Raw genomic sequence first — 12,812 nt, 5'->3', positions numbered from 1 at the left:
TTTACAGTAACCATATTATCCCCCTGCCTTATATAAGTCTTATAATCTGTATCTTTAAATTCCTCCCGGCATTTTATTCTCTTATTTTAGATGCCAGTACGGTATAAAATTCTTTTTCCTGCTGCAGATATGCTGCCCTTTCCTCTGTAACTGCTGCCAACGGATTTTCTATTCTCTCCAATACTTTGTCGATAGCTGCTAAACAACTTTCTTTCGTTTCACCAAAAATATTGTCATCACCACCTGTCAGAAAATCCTGCTCTACAGATAACTGCGTTAATGTACTGGTTACATCCGTCTGAAATGGATTAAAACCAGTTTCTTCCAATGTTTCCTGCCACGCCGCCTTTACACTCTCCGGCACTGTCTGAAGGTAATAATCACTAATATATGCAATCTGCTTTTTGGTCTTTTCATCTGCAAACTGGTAGATTCTGTTATTCGCTTTTAACTGTTCATATGCCGCCTGCGCATCACTGTTCGCTTCTGACTCATACCAACCATCTTTATTTTTGCTATATTTCATACCATTGACCGTAAAATCTTTGGAAGTGTCTACACCCAGATAAGACATAACATCCGTAATTCCCTCTGTATACCGGGCATATTCCTCCTTTGAATGTGCTACAGTAGTCATTGTCCCACCTGCATTTCGCAGCATGGATGCCAATGCATCTGCCATTCTCTGTGCTTTTACATATGATTGTGTATCATACGGATTATCTCCACCAGAAACCTCTACTCCATGCGCCGTAACCGTAAGCACATGACCTCCATTAACACGGATTCTTTGCCCTTCCGCAATATTAACAGAATTATTCTGTCTGCTAAGTGACGAACTCTTCGCCAATTTTATAGGTGTTTTTAACACTTGAACCAAATCTTCTACCGGATTTAGTAAGTGCTGCGACATCGCCTCATTATAGGTTTCCTTATCTTTAATAGCTGTATTTTTGTAATTAGATGTAAGTCCTCTTGTATTAGGATTAATATAACTTGATATTGACTGCATTGTCTCAATCTCCTTCGTTTATTCTAAATTCTCTTTTCCTTCTATGTCCAAATAACTAAGCCTTATTTATACTTACTATTTGCATTTGGCAAATTAAGATATGTATCCATACTTTTCGTCCAAAGCAACGATAAGTCAAACCTTCCCAATTTGTTTAAATCTTCTATGCTTTTTTTGAACATTGCGATAAAATCTCTTCTGTCGTTAAGTCCCATATTACCAGCTTCAAGCGGCAGAGACGTGAAACCTCCCTGCTTTTCCACTTTGTAATGTGCCTCCAATGCACGCATTTCGACTACTGTAGCATTTGATGGATTAACATCATTGATATAAATTCTTTGCTCAAACTCTTTCCCGTTTTCATCCACACCTTTCGCTAACACCACAGGATTTTCATCCGTCAAATCATCCGCATATTTAAGACAATAAGAAAGACCTGTTCCATTACCTCCCGTCCACAACATATTATCTGTTGTGAATATCTGATATACCTTTGGTGTTTCTGCCGTATAAAATGTCTTTTCCGCAGATGCAGGTGCTTTCATATAATTACTTTTTTGTTGACCGTACAATGAAGATACGGTATTCAGACCAGAACCAATATACATATTTCTGTTCCTCCAATCAGCTCAAAATTTTCTCTATATGCCAGTCCAGTTTCCGCCTCAACTTTTTTGGATAAAAGTGTTTTCAACACCTAATCCCATATTAACTTTCCACGGTTCTTCTGTCAGTCGGAACCGCACCTGCTCTCTCCTATGGAGTCCAAGCTTACTTTTTCTACTATATTCAAATAACTAAGCCCTATTTATGCTTACTGCTTGCATTTAGATAAGTATTCATATTTCGCATATAAAACATCTGCAAATCATACCTTCCTAATTTATTCATATCCTGTATAACCTTTTCAAAGCTGGATATAAGGTCGCATCTGTCATTTAATCCCATACACCCAGTTTCTTGCGGAAAATAACTGAGACTATTCCCCTTGTCGACGTTATAATATGCCTCCAAAGCACTCATTTCAACATAAGAAGCATTTCTCAAATTAATATCATTAATGTTACTCTTTTCTTCAAATTCTTTTCCATTTTCGTCAACGCCTTTGGCTATCACTACAGGATTATCCTCTGTTGACTCTTCTGCGTATTTAATATAAAACGAAAGACCTGTTCCATTTCCACCTGAAAACAACATATCATCCGTCTTTAAATACACCTTCACTGATGTCTGAGAAAATGCCTCATTTTCGGCAACATATGTTTTGCTATTATTTTACTGCTTTCCAAATACTTCCGATGCACTTTGCACTCCCGAACCAATACGCATTTAATTACCTCCTTCTGATGTTGTATCATAATACTTTCCTGAAACTGTACTCATACATATCCGAATACATGTTATCATGGGGTTGGGGCGTCAGCCTTCTGTCCAATGCCGCCATATCCACCGTAAAACCGCTGTCTGCCACAGAGAAAGCGCCATTGCTGAATTGAAACTCCGAAGTAAAATCGGGAATCCCCAGATCACCGCTTGTCCTGTTATGTCCTATAATATTTATCAATGCATCCTTTATCCGCTCTATCTTGGCATTGTCTTTTGTTTTGTTGATCAGATTAGCGGCTTTTTCCGGCAACCCGCCAATTTTTCCGTCCGGTGTCAGATAAAAGTTCTCCAGAGAAATATCTTCTCCCGTAACCCCTTTTAAGTAACGCCTGACTTCCTGCACATCCGTGGCATACTGATAGGTATTAGACGACAGATTTCCCACACTGTCAGCAATTCCTGTGTAATACTGATACATCCGGTCACTGTACTTTTCTTCTACCAGTTTCTGAACCTGTTCCCGGACTTCTTTATCTTCGATACCGCTCACTGTTACATTCCCATTGCTTTCAATCTTTATCTGCATTCCCTCCAGCTCATCACGTGAGATACCTTTGCTTTCCAGATCCTTTACAAAATCCTCGGAAAAATCATGTTTCAGTTCCGCCTTCTGCTGTGCTTTCTCAAAATCTTTCAGGTTGGCAAAAATTTTCACATACTCCATTTCCACATCATCCAGTGTCTTTCCTTCTGCCATGTCCTGCAACAATTCATCCACTGTGCGCCCGCCTTTGTATTTCTTTTCTTCCGGCAGACTTTCAAACTGCTTCTGGTGGAGTTTCTCCATTTCTTTTGTATAATTTTTCTCTGTATCCATCAGGACTTCATTATATTTGTCGAGGCATTCCCTCCAATTTTCATCTTTCCGGCTGTATGCACCGTGAAGGTTCCCGAATGCCTCCCTTATGGCATCGGTCTTTTCCTGTTCTTTATTTTCCGTAACCTTGAAACTGATTTTATAATAATCATCTGGAGAAACTTCTTCCCCATTTTTGTTTTCTATTTTGATACAATATTTATTGGTATTTGTATCCCAGTTCGGGATGGTCAGTGTTTTACGTCCTTCTCCGTCCCATTCTGCCTTTCCGACCTGATTGCCATATTCATCATATAAGGTGAGGTCATAATCACAGCCTTCCGGCATGTCCATATAGATTTGAACCCCAAAATAATTCTGTATGGTTCGATTAAATGGAATGGAAAAGTTATAGAAATCCACATCCTTTTTATCACTGAGATTTCCTTTCAGACTGCTGGTTTCGTCCTTAATCAGAAAATCCAAATCCAGAAATGTGCTTCCCTTCTTCTTGTCCGAAACCTCATAGGTGGTATGCTGTCTGCGATAAGTGTCATTGCTACCAAGTGTACAGGTATCTTCCTGAAGTGTCATATTTTTCTTCAGTTTCCCTTCAAAAAATGCCACTGTTTCCTTTCCAGACATGAAAAAAATCGGTTTTTGACGAAATGCCGCCCCATATGTAGAATGATTACTGTTTATTTCCATTTCTTATCCTTCCTCCCGAAAAATATCTTACCTGTATTCTTATGCTTTCCTGTCAAAAGATGAGCCTACAGTATAACAGGATTATCCGGTAAAATAATACTGCTTTTCTCATATGCTGCCGCCGCCAACTGGCTATTTAGATATTCGTTTTGTACAGCTTTTCGTCTTGCCTGTGCTCTTTTTACTGCTTCCTTTTCCTGTTCTTTCATAAGTTCTTCCATTCTTTCGTGGCGCTTCTCCCACCAAGATTCTCCGTCATTCGCTGTTTCTGATCCACTCTTTCCTACTGGGCCTGCATAACCGTAACATTCTTCCGGTGACGCTCCAATAACATCAAAGCCAACATTATTTGATCCTACCGGCAAGCCTTGAACGGAATATGCTGAACGAACTCTGTTCAAAACATAGTTCTCATATTCAGGATCATTTTTCATTCTTTCAAAAGCTTCTTCCTTAATCACAATCGACCCTGAAGAAAATGTGGAACGAACCTATCCGCTTACGGGAAATTGAGATATTTGATTCATAACCCATTGTTTATACTCATCCAGTGACATCTCATCTTTTGATTTTTCAGAAACCACGCTATTGTTTACAGCATAGTTTATCCGAGGTGGATAATCAATCGTCACATCTCCCGGATACATCACATTACTTGTATCCGCTGAATTTTTACTTTCCTCTACTTTCTTCACCGCATTTACAAAAGTATCTTTTGATGTAGTATTACTTCTGTTTTTTGCAGAAATTAAGTAACTGTCAGCATACGGATTTCTTCCTATACCATTCACATTTATACCTGCCATTTATGTCCCTCCTAAATAATTATATATATGTCTCATCGTTGTCATTTTCCGTTTCTGTTCCAGTCAATTATAACTTTTCCAATCTTTCCAGAAACGCAACATAGAATTCTCTTTCTTTCATACAAGCCCTCTGAACTTCTATGCTTTTAGGGACATATTCCAGTGGATGGTCTAAATTATATAAAGCCTGTTTCGTTGCCTGAATTGCAGATTCTGTTGTGTTTCCCAAAATGTCGATGTTATCCACATCGACCTCACCCTTCATCTGCTTATTCAGCCTTTGTACCATCATCTGTGATATATGGCTCAACATTCCGTTTTTCTTTATTCCCATACCATTCGCATTTACTTCCTTTGCTGCTTCCATCCATGCATCTTTTACCTCCTGCGGAGCATTCGGACCAATCATATCAAATGCTTTTTCGTTAAAATCCGTATCTGCCATATATGGATTTATACTCTCATTTTCCTGTTTGGCACGTTCTGTACTAAATTGAGGAATATCATTCTGTCTGCGTCTGTTTTCGTATGACACACCATTCATAGAATAGTTGGAACTAATCTGCATATATCAATACTCCTTTTTATTTGAATTGCATTATTATCATTAGGCTTTCGCTTCAAAAACTGGTCTTTTCTCCAGATAATCCGGTAATTCTTTTAATTCAGAATTCATACCATTCTTTACGGCATTATATTCCTTCCAGTAAATGGAATAAAATTCATCTTTTCTTGTAAGTTCTGCCGGAGTCATTTCGTATCCCCAGCCAGCACCGGTATTTGACAATACATTGACACCCTGACCCTGAATTTGAACACCATAACCTCCTGATGTTAAAATAGTGAAATTTAATGTTCCACCTCCTGCCAGTGCAATCTGCTTGTCTGCAAGATTCTGATTTTTTCCCTCTGCCTGTTCCAAAAAATCCAGTAAGGTTAATTCTCCGATCCCTTTACATTTTGGATTGGTATTTTGATTTTTCATTGCACTTTTTGCCTGTTGGTACAACTGCTTTCTATCCGGTGCAACCTCTGACAAATATTCTGCCCTTAACTGCAATACCTGCCTTGAAATAGAGTCTTGTTCTGTTTTATCAGTAGCATTGGCAGCCTTTTGTGCCAGTTTCCTAATCTCACTTACAAATTCAGTCTGCGTTTTTGTACTTTTTCCTTTCGATGGAATATAAGACCAGTTTGGTTCTCCATTACTACCAGAAGTAATTAGCTGTTCCCTTCCAACTGTTCCTATATTTGAAAAAGAGATTCCCATAAATCCACCTCACGGTTCATAAATAAATCTATCCCTTTATATCTACTGACTTTCTGCCACTCTACTCTCTGGTGATGCCATCCAATGCACCAATTTGATATTTTCCTTTTATCGAATCCTCTTATGCCTTAATATCAAAACTTGATCTATCAGGTGCAGAAATACTCACAGATTCTGCTACAAGGCTCTGTGTCATACTTTTTACATCATTACCAGTTATGGATAAGGTATAATCACCCGTTTCTTTTCTTTCTGCCGATTTTTCTGCACGTTGCTTTGCAGCTTTTTCTTCCTCTGCTTTTTTAGCAGCTCTTTTTTCTTTTACCTTTTCCTCTTTTTCTCTGTTCTCTTTTGCCTTTCGTTCAGCATTCTCTTTCGCTATTTTCCCATCTGGATCATTTGTACAAGATGCTGTCTCTATAATATTTCCGTTTGCATCAATCATATAACTCTGATTTGTCACAGTGCCCAAACATCCATTAATCGTATCTTTTGTACAATCCGGAATGGCTGCTAAGTTTTCCTCCAAATACTTTGCTTTTTCCGGATCATTCATGCACTTTTGTAAAAATGCACTTGAAACAGATACCGTTGTCGGAATGCCCTGCATTGAAGTCAGCCCTATATTCATATAATGGTATTTTCCTTGCAAGTATTTTGAATAATCATTTACATTACTATACCCTGTCTTAATCTGCTCTGTTTTTGTCACACCGGGACGTGATGTTTTTAATTCAACTGTACTTGTTGTCACGTTGCCATCTTTTGTATTTGTACTATCCTTTTCACTATCTGTTTTTTTTACAGTATTCTTATAATTTGAAGCATAATACGATGTGTAACTGCTGTTATTGATACCCGTAATTGCCATAATCCTACCTCCCTGTTATTGAAACTTAAAATAATTTCTATTATATTGAACGACTTGGATATTTAATTTCTCTCAGCCTCAATATGATATGTAATTACTATTTTTATTTGTAAATCATAGTACTAACATCATCAAATCTTAATGCTCATCAATAACTGCTCTCTATTAGGCTGAATCATTGTATATTTCTCCTTAAATGAGGTAATTGCACCATACATCTTCTTTCCTAAGTTTTCAGTAATCTCATCCTTCCCCCTGGTTTTTTGCTCCTCAATGTAAGCCGATGCCAAAGTTGACCTTGTGGTAATTTTTGAAATTTTATTCATTTCTTCACCAATAATTCCACGGGCATGCTGATTGGTTGTCTCCATTGTCACAAAGTCATCCACTTTTTTTTTATATGCAGCATCTAAATTGCTTAACTCTTCATCCTTTGTAAGCTTACGAGGTCCATTTTCATCAGCTACATATATTTCTCTGGTTCCATTTTCATAGCCCTTCACAATTTCATCATATAATTCTGCGTATGCTTTAACATAATTATTTGCCTTGTCAGTAATATTTAAGGCACTTTTTCCTGTATCAACATTTTGATTCTGCTGTGCTGCCTTCTTTTGAATTTCATAACTATAATCAATATCACTGATTTTTTTACTCGCTAACAGTTCCTTTCTTTGAACCACATCATCATATTTTTCCTGTCCACTCTGCTGTATACGATTACGATAATACTCCAATCCCTCATTAGAAATCGAAAGCTTCACTGATTGCCCCACTGTATGTTTTTCGTTTGTCTGACTATTTCCTTTCTGTACTTTATCAGTATTTTTTTCCATTATTGAATTCGTATTATTCATGTAATTAGATATTTTCATATCCTATTTTTCCTCCTTAAAACCCATTATCTTAGTTTCACCTCGTGGCTCACAAATAAATCTATCTATAACTTTATATCTACTGACTTCCTGCCACTCTCAACAGACTCTCTTGTAATGCCATCCAATGCACCCTCCGGTATTGGTTTACCAGCTTTCCATGTATGATCAGCGGCTTTTGCTGCTTCTGCAAATGCCTGTCTGTATTGATGTTCATATTGTTCCATTGTCCAGCCTGCTGATAAACGGTCATCTTTATCCATTTTTCTATATAAATTGTTATATACGCTCTCTCTTTTGGTAGTATCACCATTTAAAGTACCGTTTTCATTTAAGAATTCTTTCTTTGCCAGTTCAAACATTTCTTCCCGGCTGCTCTCTGGAATAGAAATGATATGTTTATAACTGTTTCTGTTCTCATCCGTTACAGCAAGTCCTGTTAATCCGGTATTCGGATCAATCCAGTCTCCATTTTTGTCATACTGGCTCATCAGGTTCTTAATTGCCTGAACATTTGTAAACATTGCACCGTTTCCATTTTTCATCATCTCACTCAGTGCTGCTTTATACTTTTTACTGTTTGTGTCGATCCCTGCTGCTTTTAATTGTTTCTGTACAGAACTGCTGTTCATTTGGGACAACTGAATATTGTTGACTAAATTTGTTTTTGATGTTCCAAATGTCGTTTGAAATAAAAAACCGTAGTCCGTAATTCTTGACATAATCGAAACCTCCCATCATTAAATTTTTTATATCTATCATCCGCTTTATTTTTATTTTTCTTTTTCTATCGACAACCCACTTCTAATATTTTACCTTTTCTGCACCAAGTACGATTTTTTTGCACGAAGTAAGACTTTTTACCAAAAAAGAGCACGAATGCTCTTTTTATGAATTGAGGAATAACTCAGCAATAAATTTATTTCCATCACTTTTCAATATTAAATTTCCATCATATTTTTTTACACTGCTCTGAACATTCAGCAGTCCTATTCCACCGCCTTTTCCTTTCGCTGATACCGGAAAACCATTTTTCCACTTTACCTCTCCGCAGTTATTTTCGATGCTGGCAGCTATCATTTTATGGTATGAGCCAATCTTAATCGAAATATATTTCTCTCCTTCCAGCTTCTCTGCTGCCTCAATCGCATTATCTAATAAATTTCCAAAAATAGTTGTAATGTCGATTGGTGCAAGGAAATTCAGATTCACATTATCCACCTTTATGGTTACTGAAATACCTTTTTCCCTCATAACGGATTCTTTATCGGTAAGAAGAATGTTCAAGATCGGATTTTCTGTGTATTGAACCGGAATGAGCGGCTTTAACAGTTCTCTGATTTCCGCTGCATATTCTCCTGCCGTATTCCCCTGCTCTGCACCATATAATCCTTCGATTGCTTTAATATGCTTATTTACATCATGTAATATGTGGACGGTTTGATCATATTTTTTTGTCTGCGTCAAATAGTATTCGTATTGTACCTTTGCCTGTTGCTCTAAAGCGATGAGCTGCTTTTCATAATAGTTCTTTTCATCTGCCATTTTAACAAAATATAAAAGGTATAGATCTGCCAGAACAATACACCCCATATTGACTGCACATAAGTAATTTTCTTCTCCATTTTTAAAATTCTCTACAATTACACCCATGTTAATCAGATTGTATAGGAGTATAATTCCATACATGATGTACCTTGTCTTTGCATAAGGAATATCGCTCTTTTTCACAAACCTGTTTATGAATGTATAATACAAAAAAATAAGTATTACTTTTGAAAATGTTACCTCAAGGCAGTAAAGCATCGTTTCATTCACATTTTTTATATCTGCTGCCTGCAAAATACATTGTAAAAGAATCACTCCTAATGATTCACAAACAGACATGCAAAATACCAATGCCTCACATTCAATGATACGTCTTAACGGTTTATCCATATCCTCATAATACAGAGCATATGCTATTATCCCCGTCAACACGCCCCAGACCACCAAATTTAATATGGAATGATTGAGCATATTGATACAGGTTGTAAAAATCACTGTGACAGTCTCGATCACAATATATACATATCTACTTTGACTACTCTTTTTATACTTTCCATTCATAAACTGGAACAGTATGGTACTTATGATAAAACAGGAAAGAGCATTACATAATATCAGTAAAATCGTATTCATCGTTTCTCCTATGAATTTTTCTGCAAAAATTTATTTACTTCTTCTCTAAAATCGCTGCTTCTCTTTTGCGCAATCTGGAGTTCTTTTCCATTATCCATATAAATAATAAAACCCTTTATTTTTTCAATATGCCTTAAATTAACCAGATTTCCTCTGCAATTCACAACAAAATCATAGGGCTGCAGTTCCTCAACCAGTTTTTCAAAAATGCAGTCATACTCATATGTGATATCAGACAACGCTATCAGTACTTTTCTTGATCTTTTTATGTATTCAAAATATAAAATGTCCCTGAGTTTCAATTTAATCGACAGATACTCTTTCCCATTGCTGTCCGTCACTTTATAAAAATCCTTTTCTGCTCCGGTATCCGGCAGTTGATCCAGCAGTTCCAACATCTGCGTTTCCAATTTATCATATTCCAATGGCTTACATAGAAATGAAAATGCGTGAACTTCGTTAATGACCTGCATACAATATTCTTCATAACTCGTAATATACACTAATTTCACATCCGGAAATTTTTCCTTTAATTTTCTCCCCAGTTTAATACCATTCAGTTCTTCCATCGAAATATCTAAAATTCCGATATCAATGTTGCTGATATTTTCAAGCATTTGATTTGCAGACGCAAATTGCTCAATATGATAAGCAATCTTTTGACTTGTAAAAATCTTATGCAGCATAGTCACTGCACACTCAAGATCTGCTATATCGTCATCACAGACAACAATTTCCAACATAGCACTCACCTTCTTTCTCATTTATATATCGGCTCAATCTTTATTCTGTTTCAAATCTCACCTATAAAAGATATCACATGAAACAAAATATTACGGTATTTCTTCACCAAATACAATTTTTTAACACGAAATACGATTAAAAAAAAGCATTAAACCATTTACCCATGTTAATACACAAAAGCACTGTATCTCAAACTCTTTGAAATACAATGCTTCCCTGCATTTTCTATATCGTCATGTTGATATTATTACTTTACTATCCTGCACACTCTCTGGGAGTGACTATATCTATCAAAAAAGAAGCCAGCAGTTTATTCACGCACTACTGACTTCCTATATTATTCATTTTATTTACTTCGCTGCGTCTCAGACAAGTTTTCCATCTTTAAACACAATCTCTTTTATTTCTTAATATGCTTAAAAAGTTTCGTAACAAACAAGGCTTTCAAGAATATAGTGTTTTTTCACTTCTTTTCCTAATTTTACACCCCAAAGCTCATCCTACATTGTAGTTAATCCCTTTGTGTGACAAATCAGAAAATGTGAATCGGTGACAAGCATCCATTCCCGCTGACAAAATCAGTATTTTCAGTCCTGCTTCGCTGACAAATTTGTCACTGAAATTACAATTCTGCATGAAAAAAGCGGCAATGAAACTATCTTCATTACCGCTAAAAATGAGCGTCTCCTATAGAAATCGAACCTACAATAGAGTCTTAGGAGTTCAAGTCACTACAGAAAATCTATGTTTTTCTTGGTCAACATAAGTCAAGCAACAACTTGATTTTACTGACTTTCCTGTAAATCCATGTCAAAATAAGAAAACTGAAAATCATCCAAGTTAAGCACCTCTCGCTGACAAATGAGTGACACTGTCACCCTGAGGGTTCAACCATTCCGTTCCTGCGAATTCATATTTATGGCTACCATTCTCACTGAATATGCGGTAATGATAACACTGTTTTCTTATTAGATTATCTATATTATAACGTGTGTGAGGTCGGATGTCGATTGTTTTTTGACCATTATTTACTCCGCATTACACGTACTCTCTTCTATGTTATAAAATCAAGCATCTTCTGCATATACACCATCTCCATAATATAAAAAAGAGGAGTCCCCGCAGGTTCTCCCCCGGTCGCAGGCCTCACAGGTTTCTGCAACGCGATCACTGTATTTGCAGTTTATTCCGCAATGGGAATGGGTTTTCGGTCTCCATCCAGACCACTGGAACAGGTTTAAGGTCTCTGTTCCGACCTTATATACATCTTTTATATTTTAATTATGCAAGATAACTTTAGAATCTGCAACAAGTTGTTGCTAAATTAACTGCTTATTTATGAACTCAATTCCGTTACCAGTGAAGAATATCTTTTTGTCCGGTTCTTTATATCCTCCTCACTGACACCATAATAACAATATAAATCTCTGGCTATTTTCTTAAACCTTTTTATGACCGACTTATTTCCAGAGTAAGATATTCCAAATATATTCCAGGTATAATCTACCTCTATTTCCATTAAATCCTCACCAATTTTTATTTCATATAAATGAAAATCCATGGGAATTACATTATCAGGCATTTGGTCAATCAATTTATTTCTAATTTCCATTTCATTCAAAAAATTTTTAACAGATTCTTCATTATGAAAATCTGGTTTTGGAATATCCTTCCTTTGGCCCAAAAGTTCTGGTTTATGCTGCATAATCAAACTAGCTTTTAGATTTTTCTGTCGTTCTATCCAATTTGTTGCGGCAGGATTGATTTCCACTAAATCATAATGATCCTTTGCGTATTGCACCACTTCCGCAAGGGTATGCGGGTTGGCCGCTATTCTCTTTTCTATCCTTTTTCGTCTGGATTGATAGATAGCATTTCGGATTCTAATCTTTAGAGATTGCTTTTGAGCTTCTCCAAATATAAAAACACTTGTGGGACCATCTTCACCATTTATTATAGAAACTTGATTGATACTTTTATTTTTCATAAGTGCCCTCTACTCACAAATCCCGATTATATCGGTGATTCACAATCTTTTAGCCAAAATCGCAGTTCCATAACCGTCACAGCAATTTTATACTTTACTTCGATTTCAATCTTTTCTGGTGGATTGGCTAAAAGCCTGTCAATATCATTTTCCTCAACACCAGCCATTTTTGCTAT

General features: G+C 36.6%; 15 protein-coding genes. All 15 read right to left on the bottom strand.

Annotated elements, in window-relative coordinates; all coding sequences use genetic code 11:
• Positions 1-73: 73 nt before the first annotated feature.
• The 15 genes from DWX96_RS13930 to DWX96_RS14930 all read right to left on the bottom strand — a co-directional run bounded on the left by DWX96_RS13930 (position 74) and on the right by DWX96_RS14930 (position 12,803).
• The gene (locus DWX96_RS13930; protein WP_055040310.1) at positions 74-1,012 is read right to left on the bottom strand and encodes a hypothetical protein; all 939 of its coding nucleotides are present in this window, start codon (positions 1,010-1,012) and stop codon (positions 74-76) included.
• Between the two features lie 62 nt (positions 1,013-1,074).
• Positions 1,075-1,620: a hypothetical protein gene (locus tag DWX96_RS13925; protein WP_118057802.1), complete on the bottom strand. Its 546-nt coding sequence runs from the start codon at positions 1,618-1,620 to the stop codon at positions 1,075-1,077.
• Positions 1,621-1,816: 196 nt separating this feature from the next.
• The gene (locus DWX96_RS13920; RefSeq protein WP_330408455.1) at positions 1,817-2,209 is read right to left on the bottom strand and encodes a hypothetical protein; all 393 of its coding nucleotides are present in this window, start codon (positions 2,207-2,209) and stop codon (positions 1,817-1,819) included.
• A gap of 157 nt (positions 2,210-2,366) precedes the next feature.
• Positions 2,367-3,902, bottom strand: coding sequence for a hypothetical protein (locus tag DWX96_RS13915; RefSeq protein WP_117699275.1), 1,536 nt, complete (start codon positions 3,900-3,902; stop codon positions 2,367-2,369).
• Between the two features lie 65 nt (positions 3,903-3,967).
• The gene (locus DWX96_RS14690) at positions 3,968-4,363 is read right to left on the bottom strand and encodes a hypothetical protein (protein ID WP_242988812.1); all 396 of its coding nucleotides are present in this window, start codon (positions 4,361-4,363) and stop codon (positions 3,968-3,970) included.
• A gap of 30 nt (positions 4,364-4,393) precedes the next feature.
• The gene (locus DWX96_RS14685) at positions 4,394-4,708 is read right to left on the bottom strand and encodes a hypothetical protein (RefSeq protein ID WP_242988811.1); all 315 of its coding nucleotides are present in this window, start codon (positions 4,706-4,708) and stop codon (positions 4,394-4,396) included.
• A 67-nt stretch (positions 4,709-4,775) separates the two neighbouring features.
• Positions 4,776-5,276, bottom strand: coding sequence for a hypothetical protein (locus DWX96_RS13905; RefSeq protein ID WP_117699274.1), 501 nt, complete (start codon positions 5,274-5,276; stop codon positions 4,776-4,778).
• A 39-nt stretch (positions 5,277-5,315) separates the two neighbouring features.
• Positions 5,316-5,978, bottom strand: a complete 663-nt coding sequence (locus tag DWX96_RS13900; protein WP_117699273.1) for a hypothetical protein — start codon at positions 5,976-5,978, stop codon at positions 5,316-5,318.
• A 121-nt stretch (positions 5,979-6,099) separates the two neighbouring features.
• A complete protein-coding gene (locus DWX96_RS13895; RefSeq protein ID WP_117699272.1) occupies positions 6,100-6,849 on the bottom strand; it encodes a hypothetical protein in 750 nt (249 codons plus the stop codon).
• A 131-nt stretch (positions 6,850-6,980) separates the two neighbouring features.
• The gene (locus DWX96_RS13890; RefSeq protein WP_118057803.1) at positions 6,981-7,724 is read right to left on the bottom strand and encodes a hypothetical protein; all 744 of its coding nucleotides are present in this window, start codon (positions 7,722-7,724) and stop codon (positions 6,981-6,983) included.
• A 65-nt stretch (positions 7,725-7,789) separates the two neighbouring features.
• Entirely contained in the window at positions 7,790-8,446 is a 657-nt protein-coding gene (locus DWX96_RS13885) for a DUF3879 family protein (protein ID WP_117699264.1), read from the bottom strand.
• Between the two features lie 166 nt (positions 8,447-8,612).
• Complete coding sequence (locus DWX96_RS13880; RefSeq protein WP_015517470.1) at positions 8,613-9,905, bottom strand: ATP-binding protein; 1,293 nt, start codon at positions 9,903-9,905, stop codon at positions 8,613-8,615.
• A gap of 8 nt (positions 9,906-9,913) precedes the next feature.
• Positions 9,914-10,648: a LytR/AlgR family response regulator transcription factor gene (locus DWX96_RS13875; protein WP_118057804.1), complete on the bottom strand. Its 735-nt coding sequence runs from the start codon at positions 10,646-10,648 to the stop codon at positions 9,914-9,916.
• A 1,337-nt stretch (positions 10,649-11,985) separates the two neighbouring features.
• Positions 11,986-12,636, bottom strand: coding sequence for a hypothetical protein (locus DWX96_RS13870; protein ID WP_012744349.1), 651 nt, complete (start codon positions 12,634-12,636; stop codon positions 11,986-11,988).
• A 26-nt stretch (positions 12,637-12,662) separates the two neighbouring features.
• Entirely contained in the window at positions 12,663-12,803 is a 141-nt protein-coding gene (locus tag DWX96_RS14930; protein WP_012744350.1) for an HTH domain-containing protein, read from the bottom strand.
• Positions 12,804-12,812: the final 9 nt, after the last annotated feature.

The organism is Roseburia sp. AF22-2LB, assembly GCF_003461125.1.
Taxonomy (GTDB): domain Bacteria; phylum Bacillota; class Clostridia; order Lachnospirales; family Lachnospiraceae; genus Roseburia_C; species Roseburia_C amylophila.
This window is presented reverse-complemented; position numbering and strand designations above follow the sequence as displayed.